This window comes from Methylorubrum populi (genome assembly GCF_002355515.1).
Classification (GTDB): Bacteria; Pseudomonadota; Alphaproteobacteria; order Rhizobiales; family Beijerinckiaceae; genus Methylobacterium; species Methylobacterium populi_A.
In genome coordinates this window covers 1-20,527 of sequence record NZ_AP014811.1, presented here as the reverse complement: position 1 = coordinate 20,527, position 20,527 = coordinate 1, and the positions used below count along the sequence as shown (strand labels likewise).

General features: G+C 65.9%; 18 protein-coding genes and 5 pseudogenes. 9 read left to right on the top strand and 14 right to left on the bottom strand.

Annotated features, from left to right (window positions below; translation table 11 throughout):
* Positions 1-524: 524 nt before the first annotated feature.
* The 3 genes and pseudogenes from MPPM_RS26970 to MPPM_RS26960 form a co-directional block, all read right to left on the bottom strand.
* Positions 525-1,547 carry an IS481 family transposase gene (locus MPPM_RS26970; protein ID WP_096488062.1) on the bottom strand — a complete coding sequence of 341 codons (1,023 nt, stop codon included), beginning with the start codon at positions 1,545-1,547 and terminating at the stop codon, positions 525-527.
* Positions 1,548-1,680: 133 nt separating this feature from the next.
* Positions 1,681-1,968, bottom strand: a complete 288-nt coding sequence (locus MPPM_RS26965) for a hypothetical protein (protein WP_096488070.1) — start codon at positions 1,966-1,968, stop codon at positions 1,681-1,683.
* Between the two features lie 56 nt (positions 1,969-2,024).
* A pseudogene (locus MPPM_RS26960) lies at positions 2,025-3,109 on the bottom strand (IS5 family transposase).
* Between the two features lie 215 nt (positions 3,110-3,324).
* Here MPPM_RS26960 and MPPM_RS26955 point away from each other — a divergent pair.
* The 4 genes and pseudogenes from MPPM_RS26955 to msrA form a co-directional block, all read left to right on the top strand.
* Positions 3,325-3,867, top strand: coding sequence for a carboxymuconolactone decarboxylase family protein (locus MPPM_RS26955; RefSeq protein WP_096488061.1), 543 nt, complete (start codon positions 3,325-3,327; stop codon positions 3,865-3,867).
* A 367-nt stretch (positions 3,868-4,234) separates the two neighbouring features.
* Positions 4,235-5,671 (top strand): dihydrolipoyl dehydrogenase, encoded by a 1,437-nt coding sequence (locus MPPM_RS26950; RefSeq protein WP_096488069.1) that lies wholly within the window; start codon positions 4,235-4,237, stop codon positions 5,669-5,671.
* Positions 5,672-5,919: 248 nt separating this feature from the next.
* Positions 5,920-6,387, top strand: a complete 468-nt coding sequence (gene msrB, locus MPPM_RS26945; protein WP_096488060.1) for a peptide-methionine (R)-S-oxide reductase MsrB — start codon at positions 5,920-5,922, stop codon at positions 6,385-6,387.
* Positions 6,384-6,680: pseudogene (msrA, locus tag MPPM_RS26940) on the top strand (peptide-methionine (S)-S-oxide reductase MsrA); the annotation flags it as partial. The gene msrB and the pseudogene msrA, both read left to right, overlap by 4 nt.
* Before the next feature lie 73 nt (positions 6,681-6,753).
* Here the strand turns inward: msrA and MPPM_RS26935 are convergent.
* A protein-coding gene (locus tag MPPM_RS26935; RefSeq protein ID WP_096488058.1) for an IS3 family transposase occupies positions 6,754-8,105 on the bottom strand; the annotation gives its coding sequence in 2 pieces (ribosomal slippage) (positions 6,754-7,769 and positions 7,769-8,105; 1,353 coding nt in all).
* 203 nt (positions 8,106-8,308) lie between these two features.
* On the opposite strand from MPPM_RS26935, the pseudogene MPPM_RS26930 reads away from it, so the two are divergent.
* Positions 8,309-9,238: pseudogene (locus MPPM_RS26930) on the top strand (endonuclease/exonuclease/phosphatase family protein); the annotation flags it as partial.
* A gap of 152 nt (positions 9,239-9,390) precedes the next feature.
* Here the strand turns inward: MPPM_RS26930 and MPPM_RS26925 are convergent.
* From MPPM_RS26925 to MPPM_RS26910, 4 genes are read right to left on the bottom strand one after another with little or no spacing between them, the layout of a single operon-like run.
* A complete protein-coding gene (locus MPPM_RS26925; RefSeq protein ID WP_012779294.1) occupies positions 9,391-10,686 on the bottom strand; it encodes an arsenic transporter in 1,296 nt (431 codons plus the stop codon).
* A 34-nt stretch (positions 10,687-10,720) separates the two neighbouring features.
* On the bottom strand, positions 10,721-11,146 hold the full coding sequence (gene arsC / locus MPPM_RS26920; RefSeq protein ID WP_012779295.1) for an arsenate reductase (glutaredoxin): 426 nt from the start codon (positions 11,144-11,146) through the stop codon (positions 10,721-10,723).
* Positions 11,146-11,673, bottom strand: a complete 528-nt coding sequence (locus MPPM_RS26915) for an arsenate reductase ArsC (protein WP_012779296.1) — start codon at positions 11,671-11,673, stop codon at positions 11,146-11,148. The genes arsC and MPPM_RS26915 overlap by 1 nt, the downstream gene beginning before the upstream one ends.
* A complete protein-coding gene (locus MPPM_RS26910; RefSeq protein ID WP_173390193.1) occupies positions 11,666-12,025 on the bottom strand; it encodes an ArsR/SmtB family transcription factor in 360 nt (119 codons plus the stop codon). The genes MPPM_RS26915 and MPPM_RS26910 overlap by 8 nt, the downstream gene beginning before the upstream one ends.
* A 50-nt stretch (positions 12,026-12,075) precedes the next feature.
* Between MPPM_RS26910 and arsH the strand changes: the two genes are divergently transcribed.
* Together arsH and MPPM_RS26900 are read left to right on the top strand one after the other, a co-directional pair.
* Positions 12,076-12,822 carry an arsenical resistance protein ArsH gene (gene arsH, locus MPPM_RS26905; protein ID WP_012779298.1) on the top strand — a complete coding sequence of 249 codons (747 nt, stop codon included), beginning with the start codon at positions 12,076-12,078 and terminating at the stop codon, positions 12,820-12,822.
* A gap of 248 nt (positions 12,823-13,070) precedes the next feature.
* Positions 13,071-14,510 carry an IS1182 family transposase gene (locus tag MPPM_RS26900; protein WP_096486419.1) on the top strand — a complete coding sequence of 480 codons (1,440 nt, stop codon included), beginning with the start codon at positions 13,071-13,073 and terminating at the stop codon, positions 14,508-14,510.
* Positions 14,511-15,350: 840 nt separating this feature from the next.
* Here the strand turns inward: MPPM_RS26900 and MPPM_RS28735 are convergent.
* The 5 genes and pseudogenes from MPPM_RS28735 to MPPM_RS26870 all read right to left on the bottom strand — a co-directional run.
* Positions 15,351-15,572 carry a hypothetical protein gene (locus tag MPPM_RS28735; protein ID WP_428829492.1) on the bottom strand — a complete coding sequence of 74 codons (222 nt, stop codon included), beginning with the start codon at positions 15,570-15,572 and terminating at the stop codon, positions 15,351-15,353.
* A gap of 148 nt (positions 15,573-15,720) precedes the next feature.
* A pseudogene (locus MPPM_RS26885) lies at positions 15,721-16,575 on the bottom strand (IS3-like element ISMex5 family transposase); the annotation flags it as partial.
* The gene (locus tag MPPM_RS26880; RefSeq protein ID WP_003597561.1) at positions 16,572-17,663 is read right to left on the bottom strand and encodes an IS630-like element ISMex18 family transposase; all 1,092 of its coding nucleotides are present in this window, start codon (positions 17,661-17,663) and stop codon (positions 16,572-16,574) included. The pseudogene MPPM_RS26885 and the gene MPPM_RS26880, both read right to left, overlap by 4 nt.
* 77 nt (positions 17,664-17,740) lie before the next feature.
* Positions 17,741-18,832, bottom strand: coding sequence for an IS630-like element ISMex18 family transposase (locus MPPM_RS26875; RefSeq protein WP_003597561.1), 1,092 nt, complete (start codon positions 18,830-18,832; stop codon positions 17,741-17,743).
* An 87-nt stretch (positions 18,833-18,919) separates the two neighbouring features.
* Positions 18,920-19,236 (bottom strand): annotated as a pseudogene (locus MPPM_RS26870) (transposase); the annotation flags it as partial.
* Positions 19,237-19,287: 51 nt separating this feature from the next.
* On the opposite strand from MPPM_RS26870, the gene MPPM_RS26865 reads away from it, so the two are divergent.
* Positions 19,288-19,458: a hypothetical protein gene (locus MPPM_RS26865; protein ID WP_197536996.1), complete on the top strand. Its 171-nt coding sequence runs from the start codon at positions 19,288-19,290 to the stop codon at positions 19,456-19,458.
* Positions 19,459-19,714: 256 nt separating this feature from the next.
* On the top strand, positions 19,715-20,017 hold the full coding sequence (locus MPPM_RS26860; protein WP_041359206.1) for a hypothetical protein: 303 nt from the start codon (positions 19,715-19,717) through the stop codon (positions 20,015-20,017).
* A gap of 16 nt (positions 20,018-20,033) precedes the next feature.
* Here the strand turns inward: MPPM_RS26860 and MPPM_RS26855 are convergent, their stop codons facing one another.
* Positions 20,034-20,288, bottom strand: coding sequence for a hypothetical protein (locus MPPM_RS26855; RefSeq protein WP_041359208.1), 255 nt, complete (start codon positions 20,286-20,288; stop codon positions 20,034-20,036).
* Positions 20,289-20,527: the final 239 nt, after the last annotated feature.

Here is a 20,527-nt window from a genome sequence, read left to right as displayed (position 1 = left end):
GCGGCAACTGCCTCGCGTTACACGAGCAGTCAGGAGCCGAGTTGGCAAGCGAGCTCATTCCCATGGCAGACCAAGGCAAATTGGCCTGGTTACGGTAACGAGGAGGAAAAGCTTAGGGCTGGCTGGTGAGCCCTCACCCCGGACTTTTCACGATGTGCCATGCACTGGGTGAGCGTACAAAACACCATTGGCGCGCTCAGGCGTGCAGGGTGGTGCCCCTCTCTGGTAAGTGGCGATTGGCCAAAGTCGAGCTCAGGAGCGGAGGCTCTGATCCACCTGGGTTGAGAAGTTAGGTGTAGGGTCTGGCGAGATCGTTTCACCTGGGCCGGTGGCTCTGCTCTACCGGCCGCTGCCACAGCGCCGGCGGACGAGATCGGCGTTGCCGGTCCGGGCGTGGAACTTCAATCATCCCAGAATGGCCGTCGCCAACTCTTTACCGGCTCCGCACTGGCTGGGGATCTGGTGGACAGCGCGTGCCGCGCTGCCCACAGCTCCACAGCAGAAGCAGCAATCAGGATGCCAGATCAGCCGGGAACGCGGACGGCAAGGTTGAAACGATGTCGCGTGTATGGATGCGAGACCTCCTTGGCGCGTGCGACTACCTTGAGGGCTTTCGGGAGTGCATCCGGGTCCGGCGGTTTGGTGACGGGCTTGGCGAGCTCAGGCTTCGCCTTCAGCCGCTCGCGCAGGACCATGTCGGGTGAGCGGCCTTTCAGGACGCGCTGACGGCGGCCGTTGTAGGCGATGTTGAAGCCAGTCAGCAGCGTCTCAAGATCCTGGTGTCTGTAGAGCGTGATGCCGAGCACCTCGCGCTGCACCCGGCCATTGAACCGCTCGACCATGCCGTTGGTCTTCGGCGTGTAGGGCTTGGTCATGCGGTGCTGCACGCTGTGCCGCTTGCAGGCGGCCTCGAAGGCGTCGGCCGTGAAGCACGAGCCACGGTCGCTCAGCACGTGCGTGACCTTGAAGGGAAAGGCGCCGAGCGCCTCGTCAAGGAAGGCGACGGCCGAGGCGGTGGTCTCGTCGTCTTTCACCGCCAGGTGCACGTAGCGCGAGGCGCGGTCGATCGCGACGTACAGGTAGCGCTTGCGCGAGACACGGTCGCGATCCTGCAGCTTGGGCAGGTGCTTTACATCGACGTGGATGAAGCCGACCTCGTAGTCCTTGAAGCTGCTGTGTGGTTTGCGCGTACGCTGGGCGGGCGGCAGGCGGTTGAGGCCCTCGGCCTTGAGGATGCGGTAGACCGCGTCCCGGTTCAGGTGGGGCAGGAAGTGGCTGACCACAAAGGTGAGATCGTCGAGCGGGAAGCCTGTGCTGCGGCGGAGCGCGCACACGATGGCGCGCTCCTCATCGCTGGCTTTCCACGGCAGCTTATGCGGCCGGGCGGAGCGATCCTGGCAATCGGCGGGGCCACGCTTGCGCCATTTGCGGATGGCCTCGGTGGAGACGCCGTAGCGCTTCGCCAGCACGCCGGAGCTCTCATGGGAGCGGGCGATCTCGGCGCGGACCGCCGGGGTGGTGCGAGCCTGGGGGTGGATGGCGAGCATCAGCGGGCCCTCCGGCGGGAGCCACGGCCACGGCCACGGCAACCGTCAAAGCGCCAGGCATGCTCCCCAATTGCCCAACGCACTCGGTCCCAACAACGTTCCACTACCAAACAACAGCAGGGTGCTGAAAAACTCAGTCTGGCTCCGCGACGAAGCCCGAATCGTCGCTGTTGTGGATGAAGATGTGCCCGACGAGCCGGCCCGCGGTGCCCAGCATCACCCAACCGCGCCCGCAGGCAGGATCAGCGTCGTTCAAGCCTTCCCAGGAGAACTCAGCGCAAGCCGAGCCGTCGCGCGACCCGTAGCGCACGTCGAGGCTACCTTGGACTGCGCCGAACACAAAGCGGCCATCGTGCTCGCCCGCGAAGGTGATGTAGGCCGGCTCAAGCAGGTCAAGATAGTCGTTGTCCCACAGGTCCATCTCGACAATCCGCCACCGGCCCTGGAAGGCCTTGGCCAGCCCGGACGCGCGACGCGTCACGCCAGGGCTCCCAGCAGCTTCGGCAACCGGATCAAGTTGTAGGCCGCCGCCGCGAAGGTGAAGTCCCACCCAACCCGGTCCTTGCCGCGAAAGCGGGTCTTGCGTCGGCCCGCCACCGTCTTGATCCAGCCGAACCCTTCCTCAATGCGCTTGCGCAGTTTCTGGCTCATGGCATAGCCCGCATGGCGCGTCGGTCGATGGCCGAGCGCCGGCCGTTCGTGTTCTGGGCCACGTGCGGGCGCACGTTCATGGACCTCAGCTCATTGACGAAATCCTCGGCGTCATAGGCCTTGTCTGCCCCGACTGAGATGGCCTGGGGCCGGTCGGCTCGCGGCTCGATCATCGCCAAGGCCGCGATCCGCTCCGCGTGGCCGTCAGCGCTCGTCAGGCAGGTGCCGACGAGCGGGCCCACGCGGTTCTCCATCAGGAGATGGCCCATGAAGCACAGCTTGGCTTCCATCCCGGACGCCTTGCGGTAGAGCCGCGCCTCCGGGTCGGTCGTGCTCTGGTGTGTGTCGTTCGAGCGCTTCTGCCCGCGGAAATCGACGTCCGCGTTGCGTCCACCGGTGGGCGGTGCGTCCGCATCCCTGTCGGACTTCGGCTTGAAGCTCTTCATCGAAGCCCATGCTTCGATCAGGGTGCCATCCACGCTGAAGTGCTCGGTGGAGAGCAGGCGCGTCACCTTGGGCTGACTGAGCACGGCAGCCAGGAACTTGGCCGCGACGTCGCCTTCGAGCAGCCGGTCCCGGTTCTTGGCGAACACGGAGGCATCCCACACCGCCTCATCGATGCCCAGACCCACGAACCAGCGGAACAGGAGGTCGAACTCCAGCCGCTCCATCAGCTGCCGCTCTGAGCGGATGGAGTAGAACGCCTGCAGAAGCATGGCCCTGAGCAGCATTTCGGGTGGGACCGAAGGTCGTCCGACGCGCGAGTAGAGCGGCGCGAACACACCACTGATGGCTTGCAGGGCGTCATCGGTGATCTGCCGGATGGTGCGGAGCGGGTGGTTGGCTCTGACGCGCGTCTCCAGGTCCACGTAGGAGAACAGCGATCCAGAGCGTGTGTCTGATCCCCGCATTCCCGCCCCCGACAACGGCTCCGTCGGGAGTGAATCACGCCGCCGTCCCGCATGCCACGGGGTTTTTCAGCATCCTGCTAACATTCCACTCGGGCCACCCCGTGGGGGCTGATCACTCGCCCGGCGAGTTCATCCCTGCTCAGATGCGACCAGCCCCGTGTCCGGTCTGTTGGGGGCAACTCCAGGAGGCTCGCTCGGAAATCCCGGAGACTCACATGCTCCGCATCCAACCGATAGACACTCAGCAGCCGTCCGCCGACGTCGCGCCGCAACTCGCGGCCGTCAAGAGGAAGATGGGCAAGGTTCCCAACGTGATTGCGACGCTCGCCCGTTCGCCCGTGGCGCTCAACGCCCATCTCGCCCTTTCGGAGGCGGTCGCGCCCAAGCGTCTGACCCGCCAGGAGCAGGAACTGGTCGCGCTCGCCGTCGCCGAGGCCAACGAATGCGGCTACTGCCTCGCCGCCCACAGCATGGTCGCGAAGAGCCTGGGCGTGAGTGCGGAAGCCGTAACGGCGGCGCGTCGCGGGGTCGGCGGCGGCGACCGCGCCGGCGCGCTGGCCGCGCTGGCAGTCGACGTCGTGAAGCGCCGCGGCCTGGCAGAGGACGCTGATCTGTCCGCCGCCCGCGCCGCCGGACTGGACGACGAGCCGATCCTGGAGGTGCTGGCCAACGTGGTGGTCAACCTGCTGACCAACTACGCTAACCACCTCGCCGGCACGGACGTCGACTTCCCGGCCGCCCTGCCTTTGGCGGCCTGACCGCCTCGTCGCGACGCCTCCCGCCGCCGAAGCGTCGTAGAATATGGCCCGTCAGACCCTCGCCGGTCCGGCGGGCCGCTTCCCGCACGGGGGCGCTGCGTAGCGTGTCACCGAGTGTAGGAACGTCGAGATGGAGCAGGAGGCTCGTAAGGCGCCAGTTCTGCTGGCCGCCTGCTACACGCTCGCGCTGCATGCGGCCCATGGTCTGCGAAATGCAGACGGCGGGCGGAACCCCTCCGGCTGGGCAACGCTTGTTTTTTCGCACGTCGTCGGTTCGTCGCCTAGGCGCAGGAGAAGCGCGTGGGCATCCCCATGACGATTCGAACCCAACCTGCGTCGTGCGCTGCCGCAATCGAGTGAGAGAATGATGCCCGATATCCAAGTGGACGTGGCCATCATCGGCGCCGGTACCGCCGGCATGCGCGCCTATCGCGAGGTGTCGCGAATCACCGACTCGGTGCTGCTCATCGAGGGCGGGCCCTACGGCACCACCTGCGCGCGGGTCGGCTGCATGCCGTCCAAACTGCTGATCGCCGCCGCCGACGCCGCCCATCACGGCCGGCACGCCGACCGTTTCGGCATCCATTTCGGCGCACCGCGGATCGACGGGCGCGCGGTAATGAAGCGCGTGCGCGACGAGCGCGACCGCTTCGTCGGCTTCGTCGTCGACGCGGTCGAGAACTGGTTCCACGCCCACCGCGTCCGAGAATATGCCGAGTTCGCCGCCGACGACCTGCTGAAGCTCAGCGACGGCCGCACGGTGGCCGCCGAACGAGTGATCGTAGCCACCGGATCGCGACCCGCCATCCCACCGCCGTTCGAGGCGTTCGGCGACCGGCTGCTGACCAACGACGACATCTTCTCGTGGCAGGATCTGCCCGGATCGGCGGCGGTCTTCGGCGGCGGGGTGATCGGGCTGGAACTCGGCCAAGCGCTGCATCGGCTCGGCGTGCGCGTCACCCTGTTCGGCAAGGGCGGCATAGTGGGCCCGCTCAGCGATCCCGAGGTGATCGCGGCGGCGCGCGGGATCTTCGAGGCCGAGTTCCCGTTCCACGCCGACGCCGATTTCGAGCGGCTCGGCCGCACCGAGACCGGCATCGAAGTCGCCTACAAAGCGGGCGGCGAGAGCCGGACCGAGACGTTCAACGTGGGGGTGGTCGCGACCGGGCGCCGGCCCAATGTCGACCGGCTGGCGCTCGAGAACACCTCGCTTGAGCTCGACGCGCGCGGCGTGCCGGTCCACGATCCCATGAGCGGGCGCTGCGGCCAGTCGACCATCTTCATCGCGGGGGATGCGACAAGCACCGTGCCGCTGCTGCACGAGGCCGCCGACGAGGGTTTCGTCGCCGGCTGGAATGCGGCCCATTATCCCGACGTGCGGCGCTTCACTAAGAGTGCGGGCCTCTCGGTGGTGTTCAGCAATCCGCAGCTGATGATGGTCGGCGAACGTCATGCGGACCTCGTCGCCAAGGGCGTCAAGTTCCGCGCCGGCGCGGTCAACTGGAGCGACCAGGGCCGGGCCCGCGTCATGGGCGTCAACAAGGGACTGCTGCGGGTCTACGGCGAGTGCGACACTGGCCGGTTTCTGGGCGCCGAGATGATCGGACCGCGCGCCGAGCACCTCGCGCACCTGCTCGCCTGGGCGCGCCAATCGGAGCTGACCGTGGGCGAGATGCTCGAGCGGCCCTTCTACCATCCCGTATTGGAGGAAGGCGTTCGTTCGGCCCTGCGCAGTCTCGACTACGAACTCGGCATGGGGCCCGCACCACCCCCGCGCTGCATCGACTGTGGACCTGGGGGGTGAGCCGGCCGGACCGGCGCCTTGGAACTCCGGCGCAGGTCGACGGACCGGACCTTGACGACGGCGCGCTCCGCGGCGGTTCGACGCCAAACGCGACGGGCGCGATCGGCTGGCGCCTTTCGCGCGCCTTCCGCGTTCTAGCCGTGGCGACCTGGCCTGAACGCGACCGGTCCGACCTCGATCGAGAGCAGTCGTTCCGGACGGCCTGGAGTCGTTTGTTAGTGTTTTTCTGACGACGGAGACATGAAGTGATGCCTACGCAGTATCAGAGATCCAACGAAGCCTTGAGGCGACTCAGCCCTGAACAGTACCGGGTCACCCAGGAGGACGGCACCGAGCGGCCGTTCACCGGCGAATACGTGAACGAGAAGCGCGTCGGTATCTACGTGGACGTGGTGTCCGGTGAGCCGCTCTTTGCGTCGAGCGACAAATTCGAGTCGCACAGCGGCTGGCCAAGCTTCACCAGGCCGATCATGGCCGAGCACGTGGTTGAGAAGTCCGACGACAGCCACGGCATGCGCCGAGTGGAGGTCCGCTCCAAGCACGGCGACAGCCATCTGGGCCACGTGTTCCCGGATGGTCCGAGCGACAAGGGCGGGATGCGCTACTGCATCAACTCCGCCTCGCTCCGCTTCGTGCCGCTGGAGGAGATGGAGGCCCAAGGCTACGGCGATCTCGTGCCCCTGGTCCGCGGCGAAGCCGGGGGGACGGAGCAATGAGCGGGACGGAACAGGCCGTCTTCGCCTGCGGCTGCTTCTGGGGCATGCAGGACCTCTTCCGCAAGCTCCCGGGCGTGACGCAGACGCGCGTTGGATACACCGGCGGCGACGTGCCGAACGCGACTTATCGCAATCATGAAGGGCACGCGGAGGCGATCGAGATCTTCTTCGATTCGGAAAATACGAGCTACCGAGACCTGATCGAATACTTCTTCCAGATCCACGACCCGACGACGAAGAACCGCCAGGGCAACGACCTTGGATCGTCGTATCGTTCAGAAATCTTCTACACTGTCCGTCGTCAGATGATTTGAGACAGGCTGCGGGCCTCAGGAACGGAGGCTCTGGTCCACCTGGGTTGAGAGGTTAGGCAGCTTGCGCGTGGTGGCGCAAGCGACGATCGGTGAGGGTCTGGCGCTTGATCCGCTCCCGCTCGCGCAGGACGGCCTCGTCCCGGCCGAAGTAGACGTCGGCGGGGGTGAGATTGTCCAAGCTCTCGTGAGCCCGGACGTGGTTGTAGTGCTCGACGAAGGCCGCGACCCGCGCCTCCAACTCGCCGGGCAGGTAGGCGTGGTCGAGCAGGATGCGGTTCTTCAGCGTCTGATGCCAACGCTCGATCTTGCCCTGGGTTTGGGGATGGCGCGGCGCACCGCGGATGTGGGTCATACCGCGGCGGCCAAGCCAGTCGGCCAGATCACCAGCGACGTAGCTCGATCCGGTGTCGGTCAGCAGCCGCGGCCGGTGCACCACCTGCACCTGATCGAGCCCGGCGGCGCGCAGCGCCATCTCGAGCGTGGCGGTGACGTCGCTGGCCTGCATCGTGGCACACAGCTTCCAGGCCACGATGAAGCGGGAGAAGTCGTCGAGCACCGTCGAGAGATAGTACCAGCCCCAGCCGACTACCTTCAGGTAGGTGAAGTCCGTCTGCCAGAGCTGGTTGGGAGCCGTGGTCTTGTCCTGGAACTCGTCGGCCGCTTTGACAACGATGTAGGCCGGGCTGGTGATCAGGTCGTGCGCCTTGAGCAGACGGTAGACGGTGGCTTCCGAGACGAAGTAGCGCCGCTCATCGGTGAAGCGCACCGCCAGCTCGCGCGGGGACAGCTCCGGCTGGTCCAACGCCAGAGCGATGATCTGCTCGCGAACCTCAGCGGGCAGGCGGTTCCAGACCCGGCTTGGCCGAGAGGGGCGGTCAGCCAGCGCTTCGGGTCCCCCTTGCTGGTAGAGGTCGTACCAGCGGTAGAAGGTGGCGCGCGGGATGCCGAGTTTCTCCAGGGTCGCGCGCACCGGCAAGGGGGACTGCTCAACCAGCTGGATAATCTCCAGCTTCTCAGGGGCCGGGTACCTCATGCCTCGTCTTCCCCAGCCCCGCTCATGCTTTTTTTGAGCAGGCGGTTCTCCAGCGTGAGATCGGCCACCACCTCCTTGAGGGCGCTGGCCTCGCGGCGCAGGTCCTTGACCTCGTCCGAGGTGGCAGCGCGGGCCGTGTCGCCGGCCAGCCGCTTCTTGCCCGCCTCCAGGAACTCCTTGGACCAGCCGTAGTACATCGAGGTGGCGATGCCTGCGCGCCGGCACAGCTCGGCGATGCTGTCCTCGCCGCGCAGGCCCTCCAGCACGATGCGGATCTTCTCCTCGGCCGAGACCTGCCGGCGGGTGGCGCGGCGGATGTCCTTGATCACCGCGTCTGCCGGCTTCCGCGCCGGCCCGGATGTCTGCTTCATCTTCGCTCCTGGGGGGCTACGATGAACCAGCCATCCTCCGTTCGTGAAGGGCCTCACTCTGTCTCACGGGTGCTGACGGCGGACACTCATCTCACGAGGGAATCAGCGAAATCAGATACAGGCAAGAGGCGCCGCGGCGCCCCGGGTCGGAGCTTCGCCGGCGTCACGCCGCGACCGAGCCCACCCCCTGGGTAATTACGTTCCAGTTCGCGATCGCGCTGCTCGCCTGTATCGTCGGGCTCCTGTCGCTCGAACGTGACGCAGGCGTGCTGATCCTAGCCTTAGTGATGGTAGGGGCCCTTGTTTTGCAGGCGAGCCATATCCTGCCGTTCACCCCGATCTGGGCTACTCAGGCGAAGGCTGCGCGAACGTGCGATCCCGGCGAACGGATGAGCCTTCTTGTCCTCAACGTACTCCAGTCGAACCGAGACTACGGCGCAGCCCTGAACCTCGTCGCTTCGAGGTCACCCGACCTCGTTCTGTTGCTGGAGACGGACGAGAGCTGGCGAGAGGCGATGGCTCCCATGCGGGACCGATACCCCGAACGGGTCGAGCAGCCGCAGGACAATACCTACGGCCTCCTGTTCTACTCACGCTTCCCGCTCCGCGATGCCACGGTCCGGCACCTGCTGCAGGAGGATGTCCCCTCGCTCCGCACGGCGATCGTCCTGCCTGATGGCGAGCACGTAACCTTCCACGGATTGCATCCACGTCCTCCCCACCCCGGGCACAGCAGCGCGCCGCGGGACGCCGAACTGGTGATGGTTGCGCGCGAGGTCGCCGAGACGAGGGGGCCGACGATCGTAGCGGGCGACCTGAACGACGTGGCTTGGTCGCGTACCAACGCGCTCTTCCAGAACATCAGCGGATTGCTCGACCCCCGTCAGGGACGGGGTCTGTTCTCCACCTTCCACGCTCGGTATCCGTTCGCGCGCTGGCCCCTCGACCACGTGTTCTACAGCGAGCATTTCCTGCTCAGCGGCATGGAGCGCCTGGGCGACGTGGGATCCGACCATTTCCCGATCTGGGTTGAGCTGTGCCGGGCTCCGCATGCTTCGGCCAAGCAGGAGACACCTGAGGCGTCAACAGAGGATCATCGCGACGCCCGGGAGGCGATCGAGGCGGTACGATGACGGCTGTGGAGGCAGCTTTGACCCTGGGTCAAGCCTTCCCGTGCGATCGGCGCGGCGAGGACGCCGAGCAGGTAGAACGAGGAGCCCCAGGCAAGGATCTGCACCACGCCTAGGGCCGAGACACCGGCCAGAGCCTGTCCCGGCCCACCAGGCTACTGCGTCCCGAGCACGGGCAGCCAGGCCGCCAGCGCCAGCAGCGAGACCAGCAGCACCGGCGGCGTGATGACCAGGCCGACCTTCATGTACTGGCCCCACGTGATGCGCTGGCCCTTGCTGGCCAGCACGTGCAGCCAGAGCAGGGTCGCCAGGCTGCCGATCGGCGTGAACTTCGGGCCGAGATCGCAGCCGATCACGTTGGCGTAGACCATTAGCTCGCGGGTCAAAGGTGTGAGATCCGGGGCCTGCTGGATCGACAGCGCTCCGATCAGCACGCTCGGCATGTTGTTCATCACCGAGGACAGGATGGCCGCCGCAAAACCGGTGCCGACAGTGGCAACCCACGGCCCCTGCCCGCCCAACCAGACCAGGCCCTTGGCCAGCTCGTCGGTCAGGCCGGCGTTCCTGAGCCCGTAGACCACGAGGTACATGCCGAGGCTGAACAGCACGATCTGCCAGGGCGCGCCGGTCAGCACCTTGCGGATCGGAATGACCCGCCCGCGCAGCGCCAGGCCGAGCAGCACCGCCGCGCCGGCACAGGTGACGACCGAGACCGGCACGCCGAACGGCGCGGTGATGAAGTAGGCGAGCAGCAGCACGCCGAGCAGCGGAAAGGCCGCCTTGAACACCACCGGATCGCGGATCGCGTCTCGAGGCGGTTCCAGCTCGCCGACCGGGTAGGTCGCCGGCACGTCGTGCCGGAAATACGCCCACAGCACCACCAGCGTGGCGAGGAGCGAGACCAGGTTCACCGGCACCATCACGGCGGCGTAGCGCCCGAACGTCACGTCGAAGTAGTTGGCCGAGACGATGTTCACGAGGTTGGAGATCACCAGCGGCAGGGAGGTCGAGTCGGCCACGAACCCGCAGGCGACGATGAACGCCAGCGCTGCCGCCGGGGGGAACTTGAGGCGCAGCAGGATCGCCAGGACGATGGGGGTCAGCAGCAGCGCCGCGCCGTCGTTGGCGAACACCGCCGCGATGGCGGCCCCAAGCAGGATCACCAGCGGAAAGAGCAGCCGGCCCCGGCCGCCGCCCCAGCGGGCGATGTGCAGGGCCGCCCAGTGGAAGAACCCGGCCTCATCGAGCAGCAGCGAGATGATGATCAGCGCCACGAACGTGAACGTGGCGTCCCAGACGATATGCCAGACCACCGGAATATCGCCGGGATGGATCACCCCCGTGGCGAGGGCGACGGCCGCGCCGGCCAGGGCGCTCCACCCGATCCCGAGACCCTTGGGCTGCCAGATGACGAGAACGAGGGTGACGAGGAAAATGGCAAGCGCGAGCATCGGGATCGTTTCTTTTTATCGGTTGGATTGAGGCTCAGGCGGTGGCCACGCGTCGGCCGTGCTCGTCCACGACCCGCTCGCCGTCCTCCTTCACGAACTCGCCCTGTTGCGCCGGCAGGAGATCCAGCACGGCCTCGGACGGCCGGCACAGTGCGACGCCCTTGGGCGTGACCACCAGCGGGCGGTTGAGCAGGATCGGATGCGCCTCGATCGCGTCGAGCAGCTGGTCATCGGTCAGCGCCGGATCGCCCAGACCCAGCTCCGCGTAGGGCGTGCCCTTTTCCCGGAGCACATCGCGCACCGCCAGACCGGCGCGGGCGAGGAGCTGCACCAGCAGCGCCCGCGTGGGCGGGGTTTTCAGGTACTCGATCACGTGCGGCTCGATGCCGGCGTTACGGATCATCGCCAGCGTGTTGCGCGACGTGCCGCAGGCCGGGTTGTGGTAGATCACCACGTCCATCATGCGACCTCCGGCCGGGGCGAGGTGGCGCCGGCCTGCTGGCCGATCTCGCGGACCTTGGACGACAGCGCCACCTGGTCGAGGCTGCCGAGCGGCAAGGCAACGAAGGCCGCGATACGGTTCTTGAGATAGCGCTGCGCGGTCACAAAGGCCCGCTTGCGCTCGATCTCCGAGCCCTCGGCGGCGGCCGGGTCCTCGATGCCCCAATGCGCCGTCACCGGCTGGCCCGGCCACAAGGGGCATGCCTCGCCGGCCGCGTTGTCACAGACGGTGAACACGAAATCGAGCTGCGGCGCCCCCGGCGCGGCGAACTCGTCCCAGCTCTTCGAGCGCAGGCCGTCGGTGGGGTAGTCGGTTTCCTGCAGGGTTTGCAGCGCCAGCGGGTGCGGCTGCCCCTTGGGCTGGCTGCCGGCGGAGAACGCCCGGAAGCGCCCCTGCCCGTCCTTGTTCAGCATGGCCTCGGCCAGGATCGAGCGGGCCGAGTTGCCGGTGCACAGAAACAGCACGTTGTAGACGCGATCAGGCATGGGCGACGTCTCCGGTGGGGGTGCAGCAGGCCACCAGGGCTTCCACCGCCGGGGTGCAGACCTCCGGCCGTCCCTGGCAGCAGTCGCGCATCAGGAAGGCGATCAGGTCGGACAGCGCCGGATAAGTCGCACTGTAGATGATCGAGCGCCCGTCCCGCCGGGACTGGATCAGCCCGGCACGGCTCAGTTCCTTGACGTGGAAGGATAGGTTGGTGCTGGACACGCCGACCTCGCCGGCCAGCACGCCGGCCGCCAGGCCGTCCGGCCCGGCGGTGACGAGGGCGCGCACGATGCTCAGGCGGTATTCCTGTCCGAGGGCGGCGAACGCCGCCACGGCTTGCGGGCTGTCCATCATTGATTCAGTATCTCAATTATTATTGAAAAGTAGATGAAAGCTCTGCCTTGGACAAGCCCCAGCAGCCGTTCAACGATGGAATGCCGAACCTCTCAGAGACGCATTTCGAGGTGCCAACAGCGGAACGGCTGCACCCGGCGCAGCCGTTCACCCACGCGCCCCGCTTCCTGATCCTCTACGGCAGCTTGCGCGAGCGTTCGTTCAGCCGCTTTCTCGCCTACGAGGCCGCCCGCCTGCTGGAAGCCATGGGCGGCGAGGTGCGCATCTATGACGCCCACGGCCTACCGCTGCCCGACGACACGACGGCGGACCATCCGAAGGTGCAGGAACTGCGGCAGCTTTCGATCTGGTCCGAAGGCCAGGTCTGGGTCTCGCCGGAGCGGCACGGCAACCTCACTGGCGTGATGAAGAGCCAGATCGACTGGCTGCCGCTGTCTGAGGGCAGCGTGCGCCCGACCCAGGGCCGCACCTTGGCTGTGATGCAGGTGTCCGGCGGCTCGCAGAGCTTCAACGCGGTGAACGCCCTTCGCGTGCTCGGCCGCTGGATGCGGATGATCGCGATCCCGAACCAGTCGTCGGTGCCGATGGCCTACAAGGAGTTTGACGACGCCGGCCGGATGAAGCCGGGGCCGCTCTACGAGCGCGTGGTGGACGTGTGCGAGGAGCTGATGAAGTTCACGCTGCTGACCCGCGAGCGGGCCGACTACCTCGTCGACCGCTACAGCGAACGGAGAGAGCGGGAACCGGACCGGCTCAAGGCTGTGGCCGCCGACATCGGCTTCGTGAAGCGGTAATCGATCGGAGCGGGGTCGTGGCAGCCGACATCAGCTTAGAAAGAGCGTCCGGCGGCTGCGCCTGAGACATGAAAACGGCGCGTGCGGCAGAGGCCACGACGCGCCGTGAGTGGGTTCCGGGTCTCAGGTGTGATCATGCATGTGAGAAAAACGACCGTTTTCCTTACAGCCGGGGGCCGCTGCTATCGACCCTGGCTGTGTCAAAACTCCCATGATGGTATCTTTCTCCGGGTCGACCGGAGGCTGGCATGGGACGGTTTGTTGTCGGTGCCGAGCGTGATCAGACGACGCTGTTTCCGCCGTGTCTTGAAGACTGGATCGCCGAGGACAATCCGGTCCGCGTGGTCGATGCCTTCGTGGATGCGCTGGATCTTGGGGCGCTCGGCTTCGCGGGCGTCGATGCGGCACGGACGGGGCGACCGGGCTACCATCCGGCCGCTCTCCTGAAGCTCTACGTCTACGGATACCTCAACCGGGTCCCGTCGAGCCGGCGTCTGGAGCGTGAAGCGGGCCGCAACGTCGAGGTCATGTGGCTGACGGGTCAGCTGTCGCCCGATCACAAGACCATTGCTGAGTTCCGCCGTCAGAACGGACCGGCCATCGGGCGCGTCTGTGCCCGCTTCGTCGGTTTGTGCCGCGAGATGGGCCTGCTGACCGGCACACGCGTCGCGATCGACGGCTCGAAGTTCAAGGCGGTCAACAACCGCGACCGCAACTTCACGCAAGGCAAGCTCGACCGGCGCCGCCAGCAGATCGAGGAGAGCGTGTCGCGCTACCTCTCGCAGCTCGACACGGCCGATCGTCAGGATCCCACACCCGAACTGGCCGCCAAGGTGGTGCGGCTGAAGGAGAAGATCGCCCGCCTCGGGCAGGAGATGGAGCGGTTGGCCGGCCTGGAGGAGCAGATGAAGGCGGCGCCCGACCGGCAGATCTCGCTGACCGATCCCGACGCGCGATCGATGGCAACCAGCGGGCGCGGGTCGGGCGTGGTGGGCTACAACGTCCAGGTGGCGGTCGAGACCGAGCATCATCTGATCGTGGCGCACGCGGTGACCAATGCCGGCTCGGACCGGGCGCAGCTCCGTGGTATGGCAGTACGGGCCAAGCAGGCTCTGGAGACGGACACGCTCGATGCGGTGGCCGACCGGGGCTATTATTCCGGTGAACAGATTCTGGCTTGCGAACGCGCCGGCATCTCGGTCACGCTGCCCCGGCCGATGACCTCGGGCGCCAAGGCCGCCGGCCGCTTCGGCAAGGAGGATTTTCTCTATCGCCCTCAGGAGAATGCCTACCTGTGCCCGGCGGGCGAGACGCTGCCCCACCGATGCACCACGGTGGAGAACGGCCTGACGCTGCATCGGTACTGGACGAACGTGTGCTCGGCCTGCCCGATGAAGGCGGAATGCACGACGGGCAAGGAGCGCCGGGTGACACGTTGGGAGCACGAGGATGTGCTGGAGACGGTGCAGCGCCGATTGGACGCCGATCCGCTGGCCATGCGGGTCCGGCGTGAGACGGTCGAGCATCCTTTCGGTACGCTGAAGGCGCGGATGGGGGCCACGCACTTCCTCACCAAGACCCTGCCGCGCGTCTCGACCGAGATGGCGCTCCATGTCCTCGCCTACAATCTGACGCGGGTTCTCAACATCCTGGGAAGCCGGAAGCTCCTGGCGGCGATCCCCACCTGAGCGGGAGCATGGATCGCTCGCCGAAGAGGCCGGGAAACCGTCCAGGAGGCGCTTTCAATCAAAAACTGGTCGTCTCCCGACCGCAAAAACCCGTTCGACGCGATGAACAGCCCATTCTCAAGAGACCGGGACGTCACCCGACCGCAAAGTCCCAATCCCAGAGTTTTGACACGGCCTGGACCCATAGCGGTCGTGAGGCGATCGCGCGCTACGGCTGCTCGTTGGCCTCAGGGCGCCCCTGCATTCGGCATTTCCATGAACCTCTGTTGGTCTCGGTGCTGGCGTCATCTCGCTGCCAATCCCCAGCCCCAGTGCAATCTTTGAGGATCAGCGTCCGTCGATCCCCCGAGAAAGCGTAGGTACATTCCCTCTCGTCGTCATATGCACTGGGAGCCGCGAGGCGCTGTCCACGCACATGCCAGCGTTCGCAGTAATCCCAACCATCACCTGCATCGAACGACAGGCCGCCGAGCATCCGGCCACGTTCGAAGCACCACGTCGAGGTTGAGGTCGGCCAACGCGTGCGCTTGGGATACGTGGTGGTTCGCGTCCAGCATCCGTAGAACAGGCGCTTGGCACGGTAGGGTGTCGCCGTATCCAATGCAGAGGAATGGACCACCGTTGCTAGAAGGCTCAGACAGGCCAGCATCAAAGCGGCAGACCTGGGCGGGAGGTTTGAGACAAGCTGCATCAGCGCCTTATAGCCCGAACTTACCGTAACTTTATTGCGATGACTGCTTCCAACCCCGAGCGGTCTTCTGGTTGTGCGATCATGCATGTGAGAAGAAGGACGGTTTTCCTTGCATCGGGGTGCAGCTGCAACCGACCCACTGCGGATGTTTAGCCCGGCCGGTCTACCAGCAAAAACACGGGCACACCGCCGCTTAAAACGTCCATACATCCCCAGCCCGTCACAAACAGATAGTGCGAGACCGGCTTGTAGATTTCCTTCCATGCATCCGATTGAATACGGGCGAACTGTGCACCCTCCACTCGGTAAGCAAAGTTCTCGGGTATCAAACCTTCGCTTGGTGCGTCGTCGTCCTCAGTACTCAAGGACATTTCATCTAATAGACGAACGATGCAGGGCCGATCGAACGACACGCGGAGCGCATGTGCTTCATCTCCTGGCAGGATGAAGTCTGCTACAATGCCGTTTGTCTTCCAAGAGAAGGCTGATCGGCCCCCACGCGGTGGTCCAAGTTCTAAGTTAGTGCAGGGTCGGCCTTTGCTCCACGGGTCGCTTGGCCGGCGGAGCCGACCGGGTGAGCGCAGCCGGCCAAGCGGTGAAGGCCGGCACGAACACCTCCGGGGCCGGTGGTCGGTAGCCGAGCGAGGCGTGCGGGCGCACGCTGTTGTAGTGTAGACGCCAACTCTCGATCACGATCTGCGCCTCCTTGAGCGTGTAGAAGATCTCACCGTTCAAAAGCTCGTCCCGTAGTCGTGCGTTGAAGCTCTCGACGTAACCGTTCTCCCATGGCGAGCCGGGTGCGATGTAGGCTGTTCTGGCGCCGACACCGGTGATCCAGGCCTGCACGGACTTGGCGATGAACTCCGGACCGTAGCGAATATGGCCGGGCACGCCGCGCAGGATGAACAGGTCGGACAGCACGTCGATCACGTCCGCCGCCTTCAGCTTGCGTGCGACGCGGATCGCCAGGCACTCCCGCGTGAACTCATCGACCACGTTCAGCATCCGGAACTTGCGGCCCTCGTGCGTGCGGGCTTCGACAAAGTCGTAGGACCAGACGTGATCGCGACGCTCCGCCTGCAATCGCAGGCAGGAACCATCCCCGTCCCAGATGCGGCCGCGCTTGGGCTGCCGAGACGGGACCTTCAGCCCCTCGCGCCGCCAGATCCGTTCGACCCGCTTGTCGTTGACGAACCAGCCCGCCGCCTTCAGCAATGCACCGATCTTCCGGTAGCCGTAGCGCCCGTACTGGCGAGCCAGTTCCACGAGGTCGGCTGTCAGCGCGGCCTCATCCTCTCTTCCCCGCGGCACCTTGCGCTGCGTCGAGCGATGCTGCCCGAGCGCCCGACAGGCGCGGCGCTCGGAGACGTCTAGTGGTCTGAGTTGGAAGTTCGTTGGCAGAAGCGTTTGATGCTGGCGAGGATGGCGTCGGCTGACTTGGTCCAGACGAACGGCTTCGGCTCGGCGTTGGTCTGGTCGATGTAGGCGTGGATGGCGGCTTCAAGATCGCCCGTGGTCTCGAACACGCCGCGTTGAAGCTGGCGCCGCGTCAGCAGCGCGAACCAGCCCTCGACGAGGTTGAGCCAAGAGGCCGAGGTCGGCGTGAAGTGCAGGTGCCAGCGCGGACGCTTCAGCAGCCAGTCGTGGATGAGCTTGGTCTTGTGTGTGGCCGCGTTGTCGAGAACCAGGTGCACATCGAGATCCTTCGGCACATCGGCCTCGACCTGATCGAGAAAGGCGCGGAACTCGATGGAGCGATGACGCCGTGCGCAATGGCCGATGACGCGACCGGCCTGTACGTCGAGCGCCGCGAACAGGTCGGTCGTACCAGCCCGTCGGTAGTCGTGGGTCTGGCGCTCGGGCTGGCCGGGGCGCATCGGCATCACCGGCGCGGTGCCGGTCAGCGCCTGGATCTGCGGCTTCTCATCGACACACAGCACCACGGCGCGGTGCGGTGGGGCCATGTAGAGGCCGACGACATCCCGGACCTTGTCGACGAAAGCCGGGTCGGTCGACAGTTTGAAGGCCTCGATCTTGTGCGGCTGCAGCCCGAAGGCACGCCAGATCCGCGAGACCATGGTCTGGCTCATGCCGACCCGCCGGGCCATGGCGCGTGTCGACCAGTGGGTGGCGTTCTCCGGCTGGCTCTCCAGGGTGCGCGTGATCATCTGTTCGATCTCGGTATCCGCGACCTGGCGCGGAGCGCCGGACCGGGGCAGGTCGACGAGACCGTCGAGGCGGTGCGCCAGGAAACGGGCGCGCCATGTCGTGACGCTCATGCGGCTGACGCCGAGCGCACGAGCGATGCCGCTGTTGGTCGAACCCGGCTCAGCGCAGGCCAGCACGATGCGCGCACGCTGGGCGAGAGCCTGGCCGACATTGCGACGGCGCACCAGGCCTTGCAGCCGCGTGCGCTCATCCCCGGTCAGATCAAGGTGCGCTGGCTTGGGACCACGGGCCATCGTAGCGACCTCCTCGTAGAAGGCCGCCACATGGTGCTCGCGCGCCAAAACCGCAAGGAAACTTCCAACTCAGGCCACTAGTGGTCTGAGTTGGAAGTTCGTTGGCAGAAGCGTTTGATGCTGGCGAGGATGGCGTCGGCTGACTTGGTCCAGACGAACGGCTTCGGCTCGGCGTTGGTCTGGTCGATGTAGGCGTGGATGGCGGCTTCAAGATCGCCCGTGGTCTCGAACACGCCGCGTTGAAGCTGGCGCCGCGTCAGCAGCGCGAACCAGCCCTCGACGAGGTTGAGCCAAGAGGCCGAGGTCGGCGTGAAGTGCAGGTGCCAGCGCGGACGCTTCAGCAGCCAGTCGTGGATGAGCTTGGTCTTGTGTGTGGCCGCGTTGTCGAGAACCAGGTGCACATCGAGATCCTTCGGCACATCGGCCTCGACCTGATCGAGAAAGGCGCGGAACTCGATGGAGCGATGACGCCGTGCGCAATGGCCGATGACGCGACCGGCCTGTACGTCGAGCGCCGCGAACAGGTCGGTCGTACCAGCCCGTCGGTAGTCGTGGGTCTGGCGCTCGGGCTGGCCGGGGCGCATCGGCATCACCGGCGCGGTGCCGGTCAGCGCCTGGATCTGCGGCTTCTCATCGACACACAGCACCACGGCGCGGTGCGGTGGGGCCATGTAGAGGCCGACGACATCCCGGACCTTGTCGACGAAAGCCGGGTCGGTCGACAGTTTGAAGGCCTCGATCTTGTGCGGCTGCAGCCCGAAGGCACGCCAGATCCGCGAGACCATGGTCTGGCTCATGCCGACCCGCCGGGCCATGGCGCGTGTCGACCAGTGGGTGGCGTTCTCCGGCTGGCTCTCCAGGGTGCGCGTGATCATCTGTTCGATCTCGGTATCCGCGACCTGGCGCGGAGCGCCGGACCGGGGCAGGTCGACGAGACCGTCGAGGCGGTGCGCCAGGAAACGGGCGCGCCATGTCGTGACGCTCATGCGGCTGACGCCGAGCGCACGAGCGATGCCGCTGTTGGTCGAACCCGGCTCAGCGCAGGCCAGCACGATGCGCGCACGCTGGGCGAGAGCCTGGCCGACATTGCGACGGCGCACCAGGCCTTGCAGCCGCGTGCGCTCATCCCCGGTCAGATCAAGGTGCGCTGGCTTGGGACCACGGGCCATCGTAGCGACCTCCTCGTAGAAGGCCGCCACATGGTGCTCGCGCGCCAAAACCGCAAGGAAACTTCCAACTCAGGCCACTAGGACGTTCATGACATGCGCGATGCAGGCGCGTCGGCGCGCGGGGCTGGTCAGTTTCCCCGAGCGGCCTCCTGCAGGATCAGCTTGTCGAGGGTGAGATCCGCAATCGCCTTGCGCAGCCGCTGGTTCTCAACCTCCAAGTCCTTCATCCGTCGAACCTGATCGCTCTTCAGGCCGCCGTACTCCTTGCGCCAGCGATAGTAGGTCACTTCCGTCACGCCGATGGCCCGGATCGCCTCCGCCACGCTCTGGCCCTGCGAGACCAGAACATCCACCTGCCGCAGCTTGGCGACCACGTCTTCCGGCTTGTGCCGCTTCGTTCCCATCTGTCCGTCCTCATCTGGCTCAAAAGCCATACCTCAGGGCGGACCACTTCAGTGGGGGCGGATCATATTGCCTCCGGCAACGTCAAGCCGGGGCCCGACGACATGCCGGAGGGGGCCCGCTTCATCGGCAAGCCCTTCTCGGCCGAGCTGGTGCACCGGCACATCAAAGAGATCCTGCCGGACGGACAGAAGCCCGACCCGCTCAAGAACCTTGACTGCTGACCGCTCGCAGTCCCGGAAAGGGCGGGTACGGAGAGGCTTGGCGTATGAAAACGACGCGTGCGGCAGAGGCCGCAACGCGCCGCAAGTAGGTTCCCGGTCTCACAAAGGAACTGGCGCCCTCATAGAGGAACAGACCACACAAGAGCGTGCCTCTCCCGCCACAATCCGCAGGGGCAGACCGTCATTTGTTTGTCATGCTACAGAGGGCCATCGAAGACCAACCCCGCGGATCGGCACAAGGGGCAACAGGTGCGATATGGCCTCGATTGAAGAACTCGCGAACACCCTGCGCGGCGTCGCCGCCAGCGGCATGAAACCCAAGGCGCTCCTCGCCGCTGTCCGCGAGCAGCACCCGGAGGCGACCAAGAAGGAAGTCGTCCGCGCGGCCTTCTACGCGCTGACTGAGAGCCATGGCGATGCCTCCGAGCACCTTCGGGACCTGCACGGCTTTGCCATCACTGAGCGTGCGCCAGACGATGACGAGCCGGTGAAGGCCACCAAACTGCGCAAGAAAAAGAAGGACCGGAAGGCAGGGGCAGCGGAGCAGCCCGCCCACTGATAGCTTGCGAGCGTCGTCAGGCGCAGCGCGACAGCTTCTCCTGACGACGCTCGACGCTCACATGGACAAAGCGGGCGAAGGGCGTGCCGCCGATCCTTCGGTTCTGACGGACCTCGTGCAGAACCATTTCCAGCGCCACGATGCGCTCGCAGGGTTTGCGGTAGGCCCCTTCCAACTCATCAAGTGCGGCGTTGATGCGCTCCGCGACGGTGCTGTCCGGCACGGCGGAGAGATGATCAACCTTGTGAAGGCAGCGGCTCACGGGCGTCATGCCCCTGTCATAGGCGCATGTTCTTCCGCGTCTAGTATACTTTGCCAGCTTAAAATTCTTTTCACGCAGGTGTGGTGGCGCACACTATTTTGGAATTACGCTAGGAAATGAGACCTGAGCCTGTTGCAGCTTGGCATTCATTATGCACCGTGCGCATCACTCCTCCCAAGGAGCATACCCAGTTCTCTCTTACCCCGTGCCTTCATCGGCGCGGGGTTTTTTGTTGCGCGGACGGCTTC